Annotated in this window: 19 protein-coding genes; 8 read left to right on the top strand and 11 right to left on the bottom strand. The window is 69.2% G+C overall.

The window, feature by feature from the left end; translation table 11 throughout:
• Nucleotides 1-340: 340 nt before the first annotated feature.
• Nucleotides 341-1,690, top strand: a complete 1,350-nt coding sequence (locus tag ACP96_RS04110) for an MFS transporter (protein WP_050032333.1) — start codon at nt 341-343, stop codon at nt 1,688-1,690.
• A 32-nt stretch (nt 1,691-1,722) separates the two neighbouring features.
• Here the strand turns inward: ACP96_RS04110 and ACP96_RS04105 are convergent, their stop codons facing one another.
• Nucleotides 1,723-2,055 carry an uS10/mL48 family ribosomal protein gene (locus tag ACP96_RS04105; RefSeq protein ID WP_050024080.1) on the bottom strand — a complete coding sequence of 111 codons (333 nt, stop codon included), beginning with the start codon at nt 2,053-2,055 and terminating at the stop codon, nt 1,723-1,725.
• Nucleotides 2,056-2,259: 204 nt separating this feature from the next.
• Between ACP96_RS04105 and ACP96_RS04100 the strand changes: the two genes are divergently transcribed.
• The 3 genes from ACP96_RS04100 to ACP96_RS04090 all read left to right on the top strand — a co-directional run bounded on the left by ACP96_RS04100 (nt 2,260) and on the right by ACP96_RS04090 (nt 4,021).
• A complete protein-coding gene (locus tag ACP96_RS04100) occupies nt 2,260-2,706 on the top strand; it encodes a bis(5'-nucleosyl)-tetraphosphatase (protein ID WP_050024081.1) in 447 nt (148 codons plus the stop codon).
• 76 nt (nt 2,707-2,782) lie between these two features.
• Nucleotides 2,783-3,790 carry a DUF5787 family protein gene (locus ACP96_RS04095; RefSeq protein ID WP_050032332.1) on the top strand — a complete coding sequence of 336 codons (1,008 nt, stop codon included), beginning with the start codon at nt 2,783-2,785 and terminating at the stop codon, nt 3,788-3,790.
• 21 nt (nt 3,791-3,811) lie between these two features.
• Nucleotides 3,812-4,021: a hypothetical protein gene (locus ACP96_RS04090; protein ID WP_050024083.1), complete on the top strand. Its 210-nt coding sequence runs from the start codon at nt 3,812-3,814 to the stop codon at nt 4,019-4,021.
• 51 nt (nt 4,022-4,072) lie between these two features.
• Here the strand turns inward: ACP96_RS04090 and ACP96_RS04085 are convergent, their stop codons facing one another.
• Nucleotides 4,073-7,159 carry an FAD-binding and (Fe-S)-binding domain-containing protein gene (locus ACP96_RS04085; RefSeq protein WP_050032330.1) on the bottom strand — a complete coding sequence of 1,029 codons (3,087 nt, stop codon included), beginning with the start codon at nt 7,157-7,159 and terminating at the stop codon, nt 4,073-4,075.
• 120 nt (nt 7,160-7,279) lie between these two features.
• Here ACP96_RS04085 and ACP96_RS04080 point away from each other — a divergent pair, with 120 nt between their 5' ends.
• From ACP96_RS04080 to ACP96_RS04070, 3 genes are all read left to right on the top strand, one after another.
• On the top strand, nt 7,280-7,840 hold the full coding sequence (locus ACP96_RS04080; protein WP_050032329.1) for an LUD domain-containing protein: 561 nt from the start codon (nt 7,280-7,282) through the stop codon (nt 7,838-7,840).
• Nucleotides 7,833-10,085, top strand: coding sequence for an LUD domain-containing protein (locus ACP96_RS04075; RefSeq protein WP_050032328.1), 2,253 nt, complete (start codon nt 7,833-7,835; stop codon nt 10,083-10,085). The genes ACP96_RS04080 and ACP96_RS04075 overlap by 8 nt, the downstream gene beginning before the upstream one ends.
• 101 nt (nt 10,086-10,186) lie before the next feature.
• Nucleotides 10,187-10,489 (top strand): PRC-barrel domain-containing protein, encoded by a 303-nt coding sequence (locus tag ACP96_RS04070; protein ID WP_050024084.1) that lies wholly within the window; start codon nt 10,187-10,189, stop codon nt 10,487-10,489.
• Nucleotides 10,490-10,528: 39 nt separating this feature from the next.
• Here ACP96_RS04070 and ACP96_RS04065 read toward each other — a convergent pair whose 3' ends face one another.
• The 3 genes from ACP96_RS04065 to ACP96_RS04055 form a co-directional block, all read right to left on the bottom strand.
• Nucleotides 10,529-10,855 (bottom strand): DUF5789 family protein, encoded by a 327-nt coding sequence (locus ACP96_RS04065; RefSeq protein WP_050032327.1) that lies wholly within the window; start codon nt 10,853-10,855, stop codon nt 10,529-10,531.
• Between the two features lie 85 nt (nt 10,856-10,940).
• Nucleotides 10,941-11,357, bottom strand: coding sequence for a hypothetical protein (locus ACP96_RS04060; protein WP_050032326.1), 417 nt, complete (start codon nt 11,355-11,357; stop codon nt 10,941-10,943).
• 22 nt (nt 11,358-11,379) lie between these two features.
• Nucleotides 11,380-12,072 carry a hypothetical protein gene (locus tag ACP96_RS04055; RefSeq protein ID WP_050024113.1) on the bottom strand — a complete coding sequence of 231 codons (693 nt, stop codon included), beginning with the start codon at nt 12,070-12,072 and terminating at the stop codon, nt 11,380-11,382.
• A gap of 182 nt (nt 12,073-12,254) precedes the next feature.
• Between ACP96_RS04055 and ACP96_RS04050 the strand changes: the two genes are divergently transcribed.
• Nucleotides 12,255-12,470 carry a hypothetical protein gene (locus tag ACP96_RS04050; protein ID WP_050024087.1) on the top strand — a complete coding sequence of 72 codons (216 nt, stop codon included), beginning with the start codon at nt 12,255-12,257 and terminating at the stop codon, nt 12,468-12,470.
• A gap of 36 nt (nt 12,471-12,506) precedes the next feature.
• Here ACP96_RS04050 and ACP96_RS04045 read toward each other — a convergent pair whose 3' ends face one another.
• The 6 genes from ACP96_RS04045 to ACP96_RS04020 form a co-directional block, all read right to left on the bottom strand.
• Nucleotides 12,507-12,959 carry a DUF5804 family protein gene (locus ACP96_RS04045; protein WP_015910125.1) on the bottom strand — a complete coding sequence of 151 codons (453 nt, stop codon included), beginning with the start codon at nt 12,957-12,959 and terminating at the stop codon, nt 12,507-12,509.
• A gap of 73 nt (nt 12,960-13,032) precedes the next feature.
• The gene (locus tag ACP96_RS04040) at nt 13,033-14,073 is read right to left on the bottom strand and encodes a sensor histidine kinase (RefSeq protein ID WP_050032325.1); all 1,041 of its coding nucleotides are present in this window, start codon (nt 14,071-14,073) and stop codon (nt 13,033-13,035) included.
• A 71-nt stretch (nt 14,074-14,144) separates the two neighbouring features.
• The gene (locus tag ACP96_RS04035; protein WP_050032324.1) at nt 14,145-15,347 is read right to left on the bottom strand and encodes a methionine adenosyltransferase; all 1,203 of its coding nucleotides are present in this window, start codon (nt 15,345-15,347) and stop codon (nt 14,145-14,147) included.
• 103 nt (nt 15,348-15,450) lie between these two features.
• Nucleotides 15,451-16,572, bottom strand: coding sequence for a pyridoxal phosphate-dependent aminotransferase (locus ACP96_RS04030; protein WP_050032323.1), 1,122 nt, complete (start codon nt 16,570-16,572; stop codon nt 15,451-15,453).
• Nucleotides 16,573-16,597: 25 nt separating this feature from the next.
• A complete protein-coding gene (locus tag ACP96_RS04025; protein ID WP_050032322.1) occupies nt 16,598-17,599 on the bottom strand; it encodes a transcriptional regulator TbsP domain-containing protein in 1,002 nt (333 codons plus the stop codon).
• A 45-nt stretch (nt 17,600-17,644) separates the two neighbouring features.
• Nucleotides 17,645-18,385 carry a methyltransferase domain-containing protein gene (locus tag ACP96_RS04020; RefSeq protein WP_050032321.1) on the bottom strand — a complete coding sequence of 247 codons (741 nt, stop codon included), beginning with the start codon at nt 18,383-18,385 and terminating at the stop codon, nt 17,645-17,647.
• Between the last annotated feature and the right edge of the window lie 9 nt (nt 18,386-18,394).

Raw genomic sequence — 18,394 nt, 5'->3', positions numbered from 1 at the left:
GTTTTTCAAAAATCGTCCCAGCAATGTGCTCGTCTTATAATTTCTCCATTCAAAGAGAGAATAAATACGTGTGTGGAGTGTTATTGAGAATGAATCAATATTCTCGGAATATACTTGCTATTTGTTGAGCGATTCGTTTATTAATAACCAGGATGTGCTGTTGAAACGTGAGAAAAACTATGTTCAGACAATTTATTTCGGATCTGGTGGGCGATTTCGGTTCCAACGCCGCCGGATCTCCGTCGAGTCGTTCACTCCAGAGCGAGACGGTTGTCGATCGGACGTTCGAGACGCCCGATCCGACGGGTGCCGCCGGTCGCTCCACCGGAGGTGACTCGCGGTGAAGCCGACGGATCTGTTGTACGGGAAGTACCGGAACCTGATCCTCGCGACGGCGATGTTCAACCTCGGATTCGTGATCTGGTTCTCGTTCGCGCCGTTCACCGGCGGCATCGCCGACGAGTTCGGGCTCTCGGTCCAGCAGCTCGGTGTCGTCGCGAGCGCGGCCATCGTCGCCGTCCCCCTCGGTCGCATCGTCATCGGGCCGCTGACCGACCGGTTCGGGGCGAACGTCACGGGCGGCGTGACGCTCGTGACGGTCGGGGCGTTTGCGATCATCAGCGCGTTCGCACAGACGTACGAGGTGTTCACGGCCTCCCGGATCGTCGCGTCGCTCTCGGGGATCACCTTCGTCATCGGCATCCAGCACGTGGCCGAATGGTTCGAGGAGGAGAACCTCGGGACCGCAGAGGGGATCTTCGCCGGGATCGGCAACGCCGGCGCCGGACTGGGCGCGTACTTCACCCTGCCGCGGATCTTCGGTGAGGGGTACGTCGACCCGATCTTCGGCTCGGCGTTCCTCGCAACCTCGTCGAACTGGCGGGCGGCGTTCTTCTACACTGGCGTGCTCGCGGTGCTGCTCGGGATCGTCTACTACGTCTTCGGCGCCGCCGCGAAGAGCGAAGCGAAGCGGGAGGCGACGAAGGCGGGCGTGAGCTGGGACCAGTGGCGGTTCATCGCCACCCGCTACGGCGCGGTCGTCCTCTCCGTCGCGTACGTGATGAGCTTCGGGCTCGAACTCGCGATGAACGGGTGGCTCGGGACCTACTACCGCGAGGCGTTCGGCCAGGGCGACATCGTGATCGCCGCGTCGTTCGCGGCGACCTTCTCGGTCGCCGCCGGACTCTTACGGCCTATCGGGGGGTACATCAGCGACGTCGTCGCCCGCAACGAGCGAGATATCCTCCCCTTCTTCGAGGGGGAGTACCGCAACCAGTGGACGTTCGCCGCGCTCTCGTTCGTCGTGTTATCGATGTTCGGCATGACGCTCGCCGGGCTCACGGGGAACATCTACGTCGCCGTCGTCGCCGGCTTCCTCGTCGGCACCGGCTGCGCGTTCTCCGAGGGCGCGATCTTCGCGCAGGTGCCAGCGATGTTCCCCGACAACTCGGGATCGGTCGCGGGGATCGTCGGCGGGATCGGAACGATCGGCGGGGTCGTCTACCCGCTCGCCTTCTCTGCCGCGTTCCTTCCGAACCTCCACGTGGGCTACGCGATCGTGGGGGCGTCGATGATCCCGATCCTGGGGCTCACCGCGTGGGTGTTCCAGCCGAAGATCGCGGCGCGCGCGAACGACGACGGGTGGTTCGTCTCCGGCGAGCGGATCGTCGCGACCGGCGACGACGACTGAACCGCGCGCGGCGCGGTGGCGGCTTTTAAAAGTCAGTCCCGGCGGTGGCCGAGCGGTTTCTTCTGATCGACCTCGACCTCGACGTGGATCGAGTCGGGGAAATCGCGGCCGACGACCTCGCGGGCGATGTCGTCCGCGCCGTGGATCTCCATCGAGCGCTTGTACACGTCGTAGCTCCACGGCGAGAACTCGTCGCCGGCGCGGAGCTGCTTATAAAGCGGGACGCGGACGGTCTCGGCGGGCGTGGCGTGCGGGCCCTTACACTCCGCGCCCTTGCGTTCGAGCGTCGATTTGAGCTCCTGAACGGTCTCGGCGAGCACGTCGCGGTCGCCGGACGCGAAGGAGAGTTTCGTGACGAAGGTCATAGCTGGGGGTCGTCCGTGTATGGCCGCCCGAAGAGTAAAAACGCATCTACCGAGCGCGGGGCGCTCTATCCGACACCGAGAGACCGTATAAAAACCTCGGTAGGAGATGACTAACGACGCGCAGATCGGTCGAAGAGGGCCGTAACGGCCGGTGCGTTCGCGACTCCGACACCCTCTTTAGGGGTGGTGGCTTACCTGACGCTAATGACGGTCGAAGCGACCAGTGCCGGAGCCATCCTCTTCCGCGACACCCGCGGCGAACGGGAGTACCTGCTCCTGAAGAGCCGACCGGGAGACTGGGAGTTCCCCAAAGGCGGGGTCGAGGGGGACGAGGAGCTCCAGCAGACGGCGATACGGGAAGTCGGCGAGGAGGCCGGGATCGAGGATTTCCGGCTGATCGACGGCTTCCGCAAGGAGTACGACTACGTGTTCGAGGCGAACGGCGACACCATCCACAAGACGGTGCACCTGTTCATCGCGCGCTCGTTCGAGGCGAGCGCCGAGATCTCGAACGAACACCGCGACCTGCAGTGGCGCGACTACGATCAGGCGCTCAACACGATCACGCAGACCGGGCCCCGCGAGATCCTCGAAGACGCCCACGACTACCTCGACGAGCGGAAGGACGAGGAGAGCGGCGACTACGTCTGAGCGGGCCGTCAGGCTCCGTCTCGGCTCGTTCCGCCTCGCACCGTTCACTTTTAAGCCGCCACCGACTACCGCAACCGTGACTCCGAACGCCGAGTTCGGCTACGAGCTTCTGGTCTGCCGGTACGCGGAGCTCGCGTGGCACCCGAGCGACGGCCCTCGCGACCAACCCCGCCCCACGCTCGTCGCCCGCCAACTGGGGACCAAGGAGCGCCGCTGGGACACAGTCGTGATCGAGGTCGACCCGGCGGCGTTCGCGGCCCGGCGCGCCTTCGGCGACCGAACCATCGACTCGGACCTCCTCCACGTCGTGCGCAACGCCCCCGCCGAGTGGGCGTGGTACCGCGACGCGCTCCCGCACCCCGGCTACCCGTGGCGCTACGTCCGGCAGGCGGTCCACCGCGCCGCGGGACGGAGCCTGATCGAGAAGCGCCGGCGGAACAACCGGATCCAACTCCGCCGGAAGCGACCGTACCCGGACTGGATCGAGCGGATCGTCGCGATCGAGAACAAGCCGGACCTCGACCGCTCCGCGGCCGACCGGCTCGCCGACCAGCTCGTCCACGACGTGGAGACCGGCCTCGCGGACGAGGCGTGGCTCGCGACCGAGACGACCGGCGAGCGCGTCGAGCCGGCCCTGCTCCGCGAGATGCCCGTCGAGGCGGGCATCCTCGCGACCGACTTCTCCGGGGGCGTCGACGCCGACGCGGCCGACGTGGCGTGGCACCCGAGCGATCTGGGTCCGGCGGAAGGCGAGCGCCGCGACCCCGAAACCGAGACGCTCCGGCTGGAGATCGCCGAGCGCGCCTACGGGAAGGGGTGGCGATCGTACCACGACACGATGCGCCCCGACTGTCGGCACTTCGAACTCCGCCGCGAGGACCGGGCGCTCGTCCCGTACTGCGCGGCCAAGGAGAAGGTCCCCACCTCCCGCGAGTGCTCGGGGTCGTGTGCGTCGTTCTCGCCCGAACCGCCGCAGTGGAGGACGAATGGATGGCCGATCGAGGGCGGCCCCGGGAAGGGGTTCAAGCGGGTGTTGGCCCGACGGCGAGAGCGCGAGCGGGACCGGGCCGAAAGCGTTGAGTGAGCGGCGGCGCCAGCCGGCCGTATGCGGTTTCCGAACCCGTCGCTCTCCGAGTACGCGATCAACACGGCTGTGGTGGTCCTCACGCTGGCGGTCCTCCAGTACACCGGCTGGCTCTCCGACGACCCCGCCGGACTCGACCCGGCGTTCCTCGCCGCGGTCGCGGTTCTGTTTCCGGCCTTCTCGTACCTGATCGCTCTCGTCGTGGCGAACGTGCGATCGAGCGCGCAGTAAAGGTCACGCCGGAACCGACCGAACCGCCTGTGGACGACCCGCAGCCCCCGCCTACGCCAGCGCCGCCGCCAGCTTCTCGACCGGGTGCGGCGGCTCCGGGGCGCCGCCGTCGCGCTCCTTCAGTTGGCTCCGGCAGGAGGCGCCCGGCGCGACGACCTCGTCGCCGTCGCTCTCGTCGACCTGATCGAAGAGCTCCCGACCGATCGCCTTGCTCATCGAGTAGTGCTCGGCTTCGTAGCCGAACGAGCCGGCCATCCCGCAACAGGAGGAGTCGAGCGGGTCGACCCCGTACCCGGCGCGCCGGAGCACGCCGACCGCGTGGTGGTCCTTCTTCGTCGCCTTCTGGTGGCAGTGGCCGTGGTAGGTGAGCGACTCCGTGGGCGCGTCCAGATCGATCCCCTCGTCGAGGCGGTGGGCGTCGACGTACTCCATGACGCCGTAGGTGTTCGCCGAGACGGTCGCCACGTCGTCGTCGGGCACATCGCTGGCGTCGCCGTCGAGCAGGTCGTGGTAGTCGGTCTGGAGCATCACGGCGTCGGTGGGCTCGACGACGACAACGTCCCAGCCGTCCCTCGCGTCCGGCGCGAGCGTCTCGACGGCGTCTGCGGCGGCCGTCCGAGACTTCTCGAGCATCCCCTTCGAGTGCGGCGGGCGCCCGCTCCCGTCGACGTCGGGGATCCGAACGTGACAGTTCGCGGCCTCTAACACGCGTACCGCGGCCTTCCCCGCGCCGGGATTCGTGTAGGTGGTGTACACGTCGGGGAACAGGAGCACGTCGCGGTCGGCCTCGGCGCGCGGGATTCCCGCGCCGCCGCGGGCCTCGAACCAGTCGGTCAGGCTCTCGGAGCGGAACGCCGGGAGCTCTCGCTCCTTCGCGATCCCGAGGACTTTCTCCATGACGACGCCGGCGCCGGGGAGCTTCGCGGGGAGGTTCGAGAGGGGCGCGAGCTTTGAGCCGAGCGGCGCCAACTGCTCGAAGTTCCCGAGCAGTCGCGTGCGGAGGTCGATCCCGTGTTCCTCGTGGTGGGCGTGCTCGACCTCGGCTTTCAGCTTCGCCATGTCGACGCCGCTCGGACAGTCCACCGTACAGCCCTTACAGCCGACACAGAGGTCCATCACCTCGGTGACGAACTCGTCGTCGGTCGGGTCGTCCGGGAGTTCGCCGTTCATCGCCCCGCGGAGCATGTTCGCCCGGCCGCGGGTGGCCTGCACCTCCTCCTCGGAGGCGCGGTAGGTCGGACACATCACGCCGCCGGTGGTGTCCTGCGGGCCGCGACAGCCCCCGCAGCCGTGACAGAGCTCGACCATCCCCTGCATCCCGTTGTCGATGGCCCACTCCATCGCGGGGTCGAAGCCGGCGTCGTACTCGTAGTCGGCGTCGAACCGGAGGTTCTCGCGCATGTCGTGGTCGCCGCAGACGTTGCCGGGGTTGAGCAGCCAGTCGGGGTCGAAGGCGGTCTTCAGCTCGCGGAAGGCGTCCCAGAGGTCGTCGCCGTACAGCTTTCGGTTCCACTGGGTCCGGGCGCGGCCGTCGCCGTGCTCGCCCGACACCGACCCGCCGAGCCGGACCACGGCGTCGGTGACGCGGTCGGCGACCTCGACCATCGCGTCCACGTCGTCGATGTCCTTCGTGTTTATCAGCGGTCGGACGTGGAGCACCCCCGGCCCGGCGTGTGCGTAGAACGTCGCGAAGGTTCCGGTGTCGTCGAGGATCTCCTGGAACTCGCGGGTGTACTCGGGGAGGTTCTCGGGGGGGATCGCGCAGTCCTCGATGAAGGAGATGTGCTTCTCGTCGGTGGTGCGAGAGAGGAGAATCGGGAGCCCGGCCTTGCGCATCTTCCAGAAGCGGTCGCGCTTCGCGGGGTCGTGCGCCTCCATCGCCTCGACCGCGCGGCGGGGCTGGCTCGTCGTCTCGGCGGCGCCGTCGCTCGGCTCCGCCGCCGTCTCGGGGACGACCGCGTCGGCGGCGTCGGTCGCGCCATCCACTCCCACCCGGTCCGCGATCAGGTCCGCGACCATCTGCTTCCCCTCGGCGTCGCTGTCGGCGTAGAACTCGACGAGGAGCACCGAATCGGTCCCCTCGGGCAACATTCCGACGACATCCTCGAACTCCGGCGTGTCGGCCGCGAGCCCCAGGAACACGTCGTCCATCACCTCGACGGCGGCGGGGTCGTGTTCGAGTATCGCCGCCACGTCCTCCATCGCGTCCACGAGGTCGTCGTAGGTGAGCAGCGCCACCGCCTTCGTCTCCGGGATGTCGACGAGCGAGACGGTCGCCGCCGTCACGGTCGCGAGCGTCCCCTCGCTGCCGGCCATGAGTCGACCGAGGTTGACCACTCCTTCCTCGCCGTACTCGCCGCGGTACTCGGCGAGCAGCCGGTCGAGGTTGTAGCCGGAGACGTTCCGCTTCATCTCCGGGAAGCGCTCGTCGATCGCCTCCGCCTCCTCGTCTAAGATTCGGACGACCTCGGCGTGGATCCGCGGCAGGAGGTCGTCGCTCTCGGCGTCCGCGGACTCGCGCAGCTCCTCGACCGCGACCTCGCCGAACGTGGTCACCGTGCCGTCCGCGAGCACGACCTCCACCTCCTCGACGTAGTGGTCGGTCTTGCCGTACTTCAGCGAGTGCGACCCGGTGGAGTTGTTGCCGATCGCGCCGCCGAGCGCGGACTTGTCGCGCCACGCCGGGTCGGGCGCGAACTTCAGCCCGTGGGGCTCGACCGCGGCGTTGAGGTCGCCGACGTACGCCCCCGCCTGCGCCCGAGCGGTCCTCGCCTCCGGGTCCGTCGAGATCACCTCGTCCATCGAGTCGGAGAGATCGAGGACGACCGCCTCGTTGACGGTCTGGCCCGCAAGCGACGTGCCGCCGCCGCGTGGGAGCACCGGTATCTCCTCCTCGTAGCAGTACTCGTGGACCGCGGCCACGTCCGCCGTCGACGCCGGCATCACGACGCCGATGGGGGTGACCTCGTACGCCGAGGCGTCGGTCGCGTACAGCCGCTTCGAGTAGTCGTCGAACCGCACGTCGCCGTCGACCCGGGCCTCCAGCGCGTCCACGAGGTCCGGGCGTTCTACCTCTCCCCCCGTGTAGTCGAAGTTCCCCCCGTCCCGCGGATCCGGGTCCGGCGTGTTGGTCGCCATGCGAAACCCTCACGGTCGAACCGTGAAAAACCTCCCCCAGTCGTCGGCGCGTGGGAACCCACCCTCCCGGCCCGCGGGAGTCGACGCAAACTCCAAATACTCGCCGCCTGACCACCCGGCATGTCACTCGCCGACCGATCGACGTTCAAGCGTCGGCTCGACGCTCTCGGTGTGACCGTCACCGAGGGGCCTCCGAGCGCGTGCGCGGAACTGATCGACGAGGCCGCGGGAGACCCCGCCGTCGGCGTCGCGCTCGCCGACGAGAGCGACGACCCGGCCGACGCGACGGTCGCGCTCCCCGACCGGATCGAGACCGACCCGACGACAGCCGACCTCCGCGCGGCCCACACCGGCGTCACCGCGGCGGAACTCGGGGTCGCCGCGTACGGCAGCGTCGCGATCGAGGCCGACCGGGCCGGAACCGAGCCGGTGAGCCTCTTCGTCGACCGCCACGTCGTCGTCCTCCGCGAGGCCGACCTCGTCCCCGACATGCCGGACGCGTTCGAGTGGCTCGGCCCGCGAACGCGCGACGAGTCGGTCGACGTGGTGTTCGCCACCGGCCCCAGCGCCACCGCCGACATGGGCGGACTCGTCCGCGGCGCGCACGGGCCGAAAGAGGTCCACGTGGTACTGTTGCGGGACGAGGAAACAGCGGATAAAGAGGTGACCGCCGATGAGTAGCGACGCCGCGAAGGCCGACCGCATCCGCGAGTTGATGGCGACCGAGGGCGACTCGGTCGCCGCGAACACCCGCGGATTCAACGAGGGGCGGATCGAGTCGACGGGGCGGTTAGCGGACTACGAGGAGCTGAAAGACGAGGCCCGCGCGATCAAGGAGGACGCGATCGGCCGGCTCCCGGAGCTGATCGACGAGGTCCGGGAGTCCGTCGAGGCCAACGGCGGTACCGTCTACCTCGCCGACGACGCGGCGGACGCGAACCGGTACATCACCGAGCTGACCGCCGAGGAGCGCGACGCCGACCGCCTCGTCAAATCGAAGTCGATGACCTCGGAGGAGATAGAGGTGAACGAGGCGCTCGCGGAGGCTGGCGTCGAGGTGGTCGAGACCGACCTCGGCGAGTGGGTGCTCCAGCTCGCCGACGAGGCGCCCTCGCACATCGTCGCGCCGGCGATCCACAAGTCCCGCGAGGGCATCTCGGAGCTGTTCGCGGAGCGGTTCGACCTCGACGACCCGCCGGAGACCGCCGAGGAGCTCACGGTGTTCGCCCGCGAGCGGCTCGGCGACCTGATCGAAGACGCCGACGTGGGGATGACGGGAGCGAACTTCATCGCGGCCGACTCCGGCACCATGCTGCTGGTCACCAGCGAGGGCAACGCCCGGAAGACGGTGACCGCGACCGACACTCACGTCGCGGTCGCGGGCGTCGAGAAGCTCGTCCCGACCGTCGAGGACTTCTCGCCGTTCGTCGAGCTGATCGGCCGGTCGGGAACCGGACAGGACGTGACCTCCTACATCTCGACGCTCACGCCGCCCGTCGACTCGCCGGTCCCGGACTTCGCGGACGACGAGCGTCCCCTCGCTGACGACTCGGACGGCGACGCGAGCGCCGACCCCGACCGCGACTTCCACCTCGTTCTCATCGACAACGGACGCATGGCGATGCGCGACGACGAGGAGCTGAAGGAGACGTTATACTGCATCCGGTGTTCCGCCTGCTCGAACGCCTGCGGCAACTTCCAGAGCGTCGGCGGCCACGCGTTCGGCGGCGAGACGTACTCCGGCGGCATCGCGACCGGCTGGGAGGCGGGCATCGAGGGGATCGACGTCGCGGCCGAGTTCAACGACCTCTGTACCGGCTGCTCGCGCTGCGTCCCGGCGTGTCCGGTCGGGATCGACATCCCGTGGATCAACACGGTCGTCCGCGACCGGGTCAACCGCGGCGAGGTCGACTCCCGACAGACCGACTGGCTGTTCGAGGAGTTAGTGCCCGACGAGGAGCCCGCCGGCCTCGATCTGGGCACGCGGGTCGTCGGCAACTACGAGACGGTCGCGAAGCTGGGAAGCCTCACCGCGCCGATCGCGAACCGGCTCGCCGACGCCAGCCCGCTCCGCGCGCTCGCCGAGCGCGTGACCGGGATCGACCGCCGGCGCGACCTGCCCGAGTTCGCGAGCGAACCGCTCGTCGACTGGTTCGAGCGCCGCGGCGGCGCCGCGGTCCCGGCCGACGAGGCCTCCCGCGAGGCCGTCCTCTACCCCGACACGGCGACCAACTACGTCGACGTCGACCGCGGGAAGGCGGCGGTGCGCGCGCTGGAGGCGCTCGGCGTTCACGTCCGGATTCCCGACCTCCCGGGAAGCGGTCGCCCGCCGCTGTCGCAGGGGATGGTCTCGACCGCGCGAGCGGCCGCGGAGGACGCGTACGCCGGGCTCGCGCCCCACGTCGACGCTGGCCGCGACGTGGTCGTGATCGAGCCGAGCGACCTCGCGATGTTCCGGAGCGAGTACGAGCGGCTCCTCCCGGAGCGATCGTTCGAGCGACTTGCCGACGCCAGCTACGACGCCATGGAGTACTGCTTCGGCCTGCTGGAGAACGGCGGCGACCCGGCCGCGCTGCGCGCGCCGGCCGAGGGGACCGGACCGGTGGCCTCGGGCGAGCGGGTCGCCTACCACCCGCACTGTCAGGCGCGGACGATCGGGGTCGGCGAGCACGCGACCGCCGTGATGGAGCGGCTCGGCTACGACGTGCGCGTCTCCGAGACGGAGTGTTGCGGGATGGCCGGCTCGTTCGGCTACAAGACGGACTACTACGAGCTGAGCATGGACGTGGGCGAGCCGCTCCGCGAGCAGTTCGGCGACACCGCTCGGACCGTCGTCGCGTCCGGCACCTCCTGCGGCGAGCAGCTGGACGCGCTGTTGGGGTCGTCGCCGATGCATCCGGTGGAGCTGATCGCGCCGCGGGAGTGACGCCCTTCCCCGCCCCGACCTCGACCGCACCCCGCCGATCCGTCTGACGGGCGTCGTTCGACAACGAACGCTTAATAGGCGCGCTCGTGACCGTATCGCATATGAACGCTGCTCCGGAGGAGATCACGTCTCTCGTCGGTCGCGAGGTGTACTCGAACAACGGCGTCTTCGTCGGCGAGATCGAGGACGTGCGCCTCGATCTGGACGCGCAGGCGGTGACCGGGCTCGCGCTCGCGGAACTCAATCACGAGCTGTTCGCCGGTCGCGTCGGTGGGAACACGGGCGTCATCGTCCCGTACCGCTGGGTCCGGGCCGTCGGCGACGTGGTACTGATTAACGACATCATCGAACGTCTCGACACCGGGGGCGACGAATCCGAGGCCGAGGCGGAGTTGGAGGTCTAGCCGACGCGAGCCGCGTACGGCTCGGCCCCGAGAACCGCGTCAGAAGGGAAGCGCGTCTCGCAGGCTCGTCAGGAACCCGCCGCCCTCTCGCCGCTTGCGGTCGAACACCGGGTACAGCGCGTCGAGAAACTCCGTCTCGTTTTCGAACCGGCTCTCTGACACTTCGTCGAGCGCCTCGCCGAGCGTGATCTTCCGTCCCTTGGAGTCGTAGGGGATGTCGCGGTCGCCGAGGGCGTCGCGGACCTCCTCGGCCGTCGCCGGGAACGACACGTCCGCCTCCTCGAGCTGTCCGTCGAGCACGGCGATACCGAACTCGATCGCGTCCGGCTCCGAGGATCCGCCGCCGCCGGGTGGGCGTGCTGCCATTAGGACGTGGTACTCGCTCGGGGCTTTTTAAACCCATGCTCGGGACGGAGGCGACCGTCCGTGGTTCCCCGTCGTCGGGGCGCACTCACTCCGGAAGTGACTCCTCCGGCGGCGCCGCGTCGAGGACCGCCAGCTCGATCCCGTCGCCGGCGCGGTCGAACGCGGCGACCGCGTCGTCGTCGTACGGCGGAACCGCCACGAGCACGACTGCGGCGAGATCGTCCGTCTTCGACACGCCGAGGAACCCGTTCGGGTGCGACACGAACCGCGCGCCGCCTCGGCCCGCGGGCGTCCCGATGTCGACGCCGAACACCGCGTTCACCGACCCGCCGACCCCCGCGGGCGTAAAGTGTGTCACCACCGGTACCTCCGGATCGAGCCCGGTCTCCTCGTCGAACTCGCCGGCGCGCGTGGCCGAGAGCCGGAGGCTCGTCTCGCCGGGGTCGCGCTCGGCGGCCTGATCGAGCAACACCGTCAACAGGTCGCGCGTGACGTGGATCACGAGCACAGGGGCGTCGACACGGTCAGATCCCGAGCGCCGAGCGCAGGGTCCGCGCGTACAGCCCGGGTGCCTTGCGGCGCGACCCGGAGAGCGCGTCCTCGACGGCGAGGGCGCCGCGCTCCTCCACGCCGACGCCGTGGCCCACGCGCACTCGCTCCGGGTTCAGTCCGGAGAGCGCCTCGGTCGGCGGCGTCAGCCGCAGCATCGGGTGAACGCCGAGCCGCTCGCGGTCGCCCCGGAAGTACGAGGCGGAGCCGAGCGACTCGGGGACGATCAGCGTCTCGCCGTCGAAGAAGCCGACCTCCTGCCACGGCGGCACCGTCGAGTCGCGGACTCGGAACGCCTCGAACCCCGAGTCCGCCAGCCGCGAGCCGAACCGCTCGACGGGGGCGTCGAGTTCCTCCGCGACGCCGGTCATCCAGTCGGCGACGTAGACGGGCGCGTCGTGTCGGGTCGCGATCTCGGCGCTGTCGCGCTTGTGGCGATCGAGGCCGATCGCGACGCCCGCGACCGTACCCAGTTCGTCCAGCAGGTCGTCGACGCCGGGCGCGTCGACCGGGTCGAACACCCAGACGTCGTCGGTCTCGCTCTCCTCGTTCGGAACCGCGACCGCGTGGCTCGCCCGCTCCATCGATTCGCCGGGGTGCGCGATCCAGCCGACGCCCCGGCCGAAGCGATCGATCTCGTGGAGTTCCGCGTCGCCGTCAGCTTTCAGTTCCATGGTCCCAGTTTGGTCCGGACCCTTTTCAACCCGTCTCCGGTGGATCCACCGGCGAGACCGGCCGGCGAGAGATCCGTACCCGTCCGGACACCGGGGTCCCGAGAACCGCCGACAATGCCCCGTCCGAAGAAGGGGTTCCAACAGAGCCAAATAGTCGTGACAGAATATGTATTCAAATGACGGAGAACGACAGTACCACCCGCGTTCCCAGTCAACCGGTCGTCGTCCAAGAGGACACCCATCAGAACGAGATACCGGACAACATCGACTCAGAGCTGTATACGACGGACACCCCGACCAACTCGTTCCACGAGTTCAAAATCGAGCCCGGCGATGAGCTCGTCGAAGCACTTCGCAACAACGGCTACACGGTGGAGTTCAGAGACCGGTGAAGAGCGGCTCCGCCGAGTATCGACGTCGGCGACGACCTACCCCGAGAACTCCGATTCGCTCACCCGAACGATCACCGTCTCGTCGACGTCGCGGAGGTCGTACTCGGGCGTCTCGCCCTGCGTCCGGCGGACGTAGAGCGGTTCGACCGGTCGCCCGTCGACGAGCCCGAACACCTTTAAGCGCTGATCGGTCTCCTCGGGCGGGACCGCGCCGTCACGCACCTCGCGGGCGAGGTCGCGCGAGAGCCACTCGTCGGGAGAGACGGAGGGCTCGCGGACGAGCGCCTCGTCGACGAAGCGCACGAGGTACCAGTTGAGATCGTTTAACAGCGACACCGCGGCGCCGAGGCTCACGGTGTCGACCGCGACGCTGTTCTCGAAGGGCTCCTCGATCTCGTAGGTCGCGAGCGCGTCCCGGGCCGTCTCGCGGGACAGCAGCTCGTAGGTGAGGTTCACGTCGGGGTCGCCGAGGAGACACACCCGCGTCACACGCTATCGGACTCGGCCGCTCCACAAATCGGTTGCGGTCACGCGGGCCGCGCGCCCGGACCGCCGTGACCTCTCATTCCGTCTCGAAGACGAACTTCGCTCCGCCCTCGTTGCTCTCCGCGATCGACATCGTCCAGCCGTGGGCGTCGGCGATCCGCGAGACGATCGCGAGCCCGAATCCGGTTCCCTCCTCAGCGGTGGTGTAACCGGCGTCGAGAACCGACTCCCGCTCGTCGGCGGGAATACCGGGGCCGTCGTCGGCGACGAAGAACCCCGTCGACGTGGCCCCGACCGTGACGGTCACCGGTCCGTCGGTACCGCCGTGCTCGACCGCGTTACGAAAGAGGTTCTCGAGAAGCCGGCGGAGGCGGGGCGGGTCCGCATGGAGCGTGACATCGTCGGTGATGTCGAGACTGGCCGCCTCACCCGCGGCGCCGTCGGTGTCCGCTGTCGTCGACCACGCGTCGCGCGCCAGCGCGGCGAGCGAGACCCGCTCCGTTTCCGCCGCCCCCTCCCCTTCCCGGGCGAGCATCAGGGTGTCGTCGATGATCTGCTCCGTGCGCGCCAGGGCGTCTTCGATGCGGTCGAACGCCTCGTCGTCGCCCTCGCGGGCGAGGGTGAGGTACCCTCGCGCGACCGAGAGGGGGTTCCGGAGGTCGTGAGCGACGACCGACGCGAACTCGTCCAACCGGTCCCGACGCGTCTCGCTCTCGCGGGACGTGCGTATCGCGGTCCGTCGCTGGTGGTCGTACAGTCCGATCAGAAGTCCGAGCAGCGTCCCGCGCACGAAGGCGTTCACCACCGCGAGCCGTCGCTCGGTGAGCACCACGCCCTGCGTCTGCTGGTAGAGGATCGTCGTGCCCTCGATGCCAGCGATCAGGGCTCCACCGAGCAGACACCAGGCGACGGTACGGCGGGTGATCGCCGTTCGCTCATCGTACCGGATCCACCACAGCAGCACCAGCAGGGCGACCGCGAATCCCAGCGGGATCAGCGAGCCGAGAACGACTGCCACCGGGTCGTCGGTCGGCGACGACGAAAATTCGACGGCGCGAGCGACGATCCCGACGACCGCGACGAGCGCGAGGATCGGCCACCCGCGCGTCGATTCCATTACCACCCGTTATTCGTCAGAAGGCAAATAGCTTCGGAGATCCGTCGCGGATCGCGTCGACGGCGACGAACTCAGAACGTCGACACGTCGCCGTCGATGACGCTGCGTGTCACGTCGGTGACGTTCGCCAGCTCCTCGTCGACGATGGCGACGACCTCCTCCTCGATGTCGTCGATGTCCAGTCCCTCCTCGGTGACGAGCTGCGCGTCGGCGACGTGCGGCTCGTCGATCGGGCGCCCGATCTGCGAGAGCAGGCGGACCTGCAGGTCGCGGATCCCGTCGACCTCCTCGGTGACCGACTCCGCGATCCGAGTCGACAGGAGGTTGTAGATCTTCCCGATGTGGTTGACGGGGTTCTTCCCGGAGGTCGCCTCCATCGACATGGGACGGTTCGGCGTGATGAGCCCGTTCGCGCGGTTGCCGCGCCCCACGGAGCCGTCGTCGCCCTGCTCCGCGGAGGTGCCGGTGACGGTGAGGTAGACGGAGCCCTCCTCGTAGTCGTCGGCGGTGTTGACGTCGACGTGGACCTCTCGGTCGGTGCGCGCCTCGGCCAGCTCGGTGACGAACTCGCGGACGCTCTCGACGGCGTCGTCGTACTCGTCGAGGTCGTCGACGTACCGATCGACCATCGCGGCCGCGACCGTGATGTCGATCCGGTCGCCCTCGCGTTTGCCCATGATCTTCACGTCCGGTCCGAGTTCGGGGTGATCGTCGTGGTAGGTCGTGTTGAGCTCCTGCTCGGCGTCATAGACGATCGCCTCCGTCTCCGTCAGGGGGGCGTGGCCGACGCCGAAGGAGGTGTCGTTGGCCATCGGGACCTGTTGGGTCTCCTCGCCGAACACGTCTTGGAGATCCCCCGACCCCTCGCCGAGTTTCACGTCGACGATCACGTCGGTGCCGTACTCCAGCTCCGGGATCGCCTCGGAGAGGTAGTCGCGGGCGGCGGCGAGCGCGGTCGAGTCGACCGGGAGCTGCTCGCCCTCGTACTCCTTCGTGGCGCGCCCGACGATGAGCACGTAGAGCGGCTCGACGACCTCGCCGCCGCCGTAGGCGGGCGCGGCGCGGCCGGCGACCAGCTGCGTCTCGTCGGTGTTGTAGTGGAGCACCTTCCCGACGCGGTCCAAGTAGAGCTGCGAGAGCGCGCGCGACACCGACTCCGCGATACCGTCGGAGATCGAATCCGGATGTCCGACACCCTTCCGCTCGACGATCTCGACCTCCTGGTCCTCGACCGCTCGGCGATCGAGGCGGCTGACCTGTATGTTCCGGTCCATTACGCCTCGGTACTTTCCCGGCGGCAGTATAACTTGCGGAAACCTCCCGGCACCGACTAATGCTCTTTAGTTATCGCTTGGCAAGTGTTGTCAGTACTTCGCCTTACTTCGCGGCCTCGTAGGCGTCCGCCATCACGTCGAGCGCCTCGCGGAGTTCGCTCTCGTCGGTCGCGTACGAGATCCGGGCGTGCCCGCGCCCGCCCTCGCCGAACGCCTCGCCGGGCACGACGACCACGCCGCGGTCGAGGCACTCGTCGACGAACCCCTCGGGCACCCGCGGCATCGCGTAAAAGGCCCCCTGTGGCGTCGGGCAGTCGATCCCGATGTCGTCGAACCCGTCGAGGAGGAGGTCGCGGCGCCGCTCGAAGGAGGCGGTCATCTCGTCGACGACCCCGCGGTCGCCCCGCAGCGCGGCCTCCGCGGCGTACTGGGCGGGCGCCGACGCGCAGGCTTGCGCGTACTGGTGGACGCGCAGCATGCGCTCCACGCGCTCCTCGGAGCCGTACACCCAGCCGAGCCGCCAGCCCGTCATCGAGAACAGCTTCGAGGCGGAGTTGACGACCACGACGTTGTCCGTCTCGGCGAACTCCATCGGCGAGTAGTGCTCGCCGTCGAAGACCGTGTACTCGTACACCTCGTCGGAGACGCAGAGCACGTCGTGCTCGTCGGCGATCCGCGCGAACTCGCGCACGTCTGCCTCGGAGGAGACCGCGCCAGTCGGGTTGCCGGGCGAGTTCACCACGAACGCCTCGGTGTCGTCGGTGATGGCGTCCTCGATCGCGGCGGGGTCGATCGTGAGGTCGTCGCGCAGCGGGACCGGGACCGGCTCCGCGCCGGTCAGCTTCGTCAGCGCGTCGTAGGAGACGAACCTCGGGTCCGGGGTCAACACCTCGTCGCCGGCGTCGACGTGCGCCTCTAAGGCGATGTGAAGCGCCTCGCTGCCGCCCGCGGTGGCGATGACGTTGCCCGGATCGAGGTCGACCCCCTGATCCGTCCGGTGCTTCTCGGCGATCGCCTCGCGCAGTGACTGTGTCCCCTTGTTCTCGGTGTAGGCGTCGGCCTTCCCGGCCTCGATGGCGTCGACTGCCGCCCGTCGCGCGTGGTCAGGCGTCGGGAAGTCGGGCTGTCCGAGCCCGAGGTTGATCGCGTCGTCGCCGGCCGCCTCGAACACCTCGCGGATCCCGCTGATCGAGATCCGCTCGACCCTGTCGGAGAAGTTCGGCATACCCGTTCGGGGGCGCCGCCGGGAGTTAGTTCTTGTCACGTCGTGCCTGTTCCCACACCGGTCGCCGCTCGTCGCGTCCGGGGGGCACTTGAACCCGGCCGTCCTCGTCGACCGGGAGCGCGAACCGCCCGCGGAGCACGCTGAGCACCTCGTCGGGGGTCGCGCGGAGCAGCGCGTCGTCGGCGGCGCGAAGCCGGAGTCGGGGGCGCCCGTCGCCCGCCGGCACCTTGATCGCCTCGATCAGTCCGCGCCGCACGAGAGCCCGTCGGTCGCCGGTGAGGTCCTGTCCGGCGGCGATCCCGACGCCTTCGGCGTTCTCTCCATCTGCTTCGCCGCCGATCCATCGACGCAGGTCCCACAGCAGGTGGTCGTGGCGCGCCGCCAGCGCGACGAGGAGCGTCCGGTCGGTGACCTCGCCGGTCCGACCGACCGCGCCGTGCGGGAGCGCGTCGAGCGTCGCCGCCACGTCGTCCGCGAATCGGTCGTCGAGCGTCTCGCGAGCGGCCGCGAGCAGGCGGCTTCGCGCGGGCATGTCGACGGTCGCGGGCGTCGCGGACGCGAACCGCTCGCGAACCGCTCGGGCCGCGGGCGCGACTCGCTCCGGCGTCTCCGCGGAAACGAGCGTCCGGTTCCCTTCCGGGCCGGCGACCGCGTCGACGCGGTCCGAGGACGCGAACAGCATTCGCTGGGCGTCTGGTTGGTCCGTGACCGTCCGCAGTTCGATCGCCCCCTTCGCAACCGCCTCGGCGACCCCGGTGCCGAGGACGAGCGCCCGGCCGAGCGCGTCGACGACGCCCGGCCGACAGGCGACCCGCCACGTGCCGCCCGTCGTCTCGCTCCTCGCGGCGAGTATCGGCGGGAGAAGCGCCAACGGGACGCCGACGGGGACGACATCGGGCCGACCGGCGAGGGCGCGTTCGATGGCCTTCCCGAGTTCGTCATCGGCCTCGTCGAGCGCGACGGCGACCTCGGAGGGGTCGTCGCCCTCTGGCTTCGAAGTGTCGTCGTCACCCGTCGGCGGAGCCATACGCTCCGTGGCGGCGGAATCGGAAAGAACGTTGCGCCGGTCCGACTACGGCGCCCGGCCGAACACCAAGTAGCCGGTGTGGCCGACACCCGCGGTGGAGGGGCGGGAGCCGCGGTCGGAGAAGTCCATCTCGCGCTGGATCGTTTCGAGCGTCTCGACGCCCTCGAACCCGGCCTCGCGCGCGGCGAGTGCGGCCTCGCGGGTCCCCTCGACGAACGGCGAGTAGACGGCGAGGCGGCCGCCCGACGCGAGCAGGTCGTCCGCGCGCTCGACGACCGCCGGGGCGTCGCCCGTGTCGAGCGTCAAGGCGTCGAAGGGGTCCTCGTCGGCGAGCGCGTCCAGCTCCTCGGTGAGGTCGCCGGTGCGGACCTCGACGCGGTCCGACACGCCGGCGGTCGCCATGTTCCCGCGGGCGACATCGGCGAAGTCGGGATCGATCTCGTAGCTGGTCACGTCGGCGCCGGCGCGACCGAGGTACGCGGCGAGGATCCCTGTGCCCGTGCCGGCGTCGAGCACGCGGTCGCCGCCGGACGCGCCGGTGTGGCCCATCACGAGCCCCACGTCGCGGGGCATCATCGGGGCGCCGGTGCGTTCGAGGTGGTTGAACAGGTCCGGCCCGCGGAGCTCGCGGACCTCGAAGGCGGTGCCGAGATGCGTCTCGACGGTGTCGCCGCCCTCGACGTCGTCGGGGATCTCGAGCACGCCGAGGTCGGTGCCGAACTCCTCGCCCGGCTCCAGCAGGTACTCTCTGTCGTCGTGGACCAACAGGTATGCGGCGTCCGTCACGCCGGATCA

This window comes from Halorubrum halophilum, assembly GCF_000739595.1.
Classification (GTDB): Archaea; Halobacteriota; Halobacteria; order Halobacteriales; family Haloferacaceae; genus Halorubrum; species Halorubrum halophilum.
This window is presented reverse-complemented; position numbering and strand designations above follow the sequence as displayed.

Excerpts from the sequence above, each read along its gene's own strand:
- ACP96_RS04050 (WP_050024087.1), top strand. The coding sequence starts at position 12,255 with ATGACGGAGAACGACAGTACCACCCGCGTTCCCAGTCAACCGGTCGTC.
- ACP96_RS04100 (WP_050024081.1), top strand. The coding sequence starts at position 2,260 with ATGACGGTCGAAGCGACCAGTGCCGGAGCCATCCTCTTCCGCGACACC.
- ACP96_RS04030 (WP_050032323.1), bottom strand. The coding sequence starts at position 16,572 with ATGCCGAACTTCTCCGACAGGGTCGAGCGGATCTCGATCAGCGGGATC.
- ACP96_RS04065 (WP_050032327.1), bottom strand. The coding sequence starts at position 10,855 with ATGGCAGCACGCCCACCCGGCGGCGGCGGATCCTCGGAGCCGGACGCG.
- ACP96_RS04080 (WP_050032329.1), top strand. The coding sequence starts at position 7,280 with ATGTCACTCGCCGACCGATCGACGTTCAAGCGTCGGCTCGACGCTCTC.
- ACP96_RS04070 (WP_050024084.1), top strand. The coding sequence starts at position 10,187 with ATGAACGCTGCTCCGGAGGAGATCACGTCTCTCGTCGGTCGCGAGGTG.
- ACP96_RS04075 (WP_050032328.1), top strand. The coding sequence starts at position 7,833 with ATGAGTAGCGACGCCGCGAAGGCCGACCGCATCCGCGAGTTGATGGCG.
- ACP96_RS04085 (WP_050032330.1), bottom strand. The coding sequence starts at position 7,159 with ATGGCGACCAACACGCCGGACCCGGATCCGCGGGACGGGGGGAACTTC.
- ACP96_RS04025 (WP_050032322.1), bottom strand. The coding sequence starts at position 17,599 with ATGGCTCCGCCGACGGGTGACGACGACACTTCGAAGCCAGAGGGCGAC.
- ACP96_RS04090 (WP_050024083.1), top strand. The coding sequence starts at position 3,812 with ATGCGGTTTCCGAACCCGTCGCTCTCCGAGTACGCGATCAACACGGCT.
- ACP96_RS04040 (WP_050032325.1), bottom strand. The coding sequence starts at position 14,073 with ATGGAATCGACGCGCGGGTGGCCGATCCTCGCGCTCGTCGCGGTCGTC.
- ACP96_RS04035 (WP_050032324.1), bottom strand. The coding sequence starts at position 15,347 with ATGGACCGGAACATACAGGTCAGCCGCCTCGATCGCCGAGCGGTCGAG.
- ACP96_RS04105 (WP_050024080.1), bottom strand. The coding sequence starts at position 2,055 with ATGACCTTCGTCACGAAACTCTCCTTCGCGTCCGGCGACCGCGACGTG.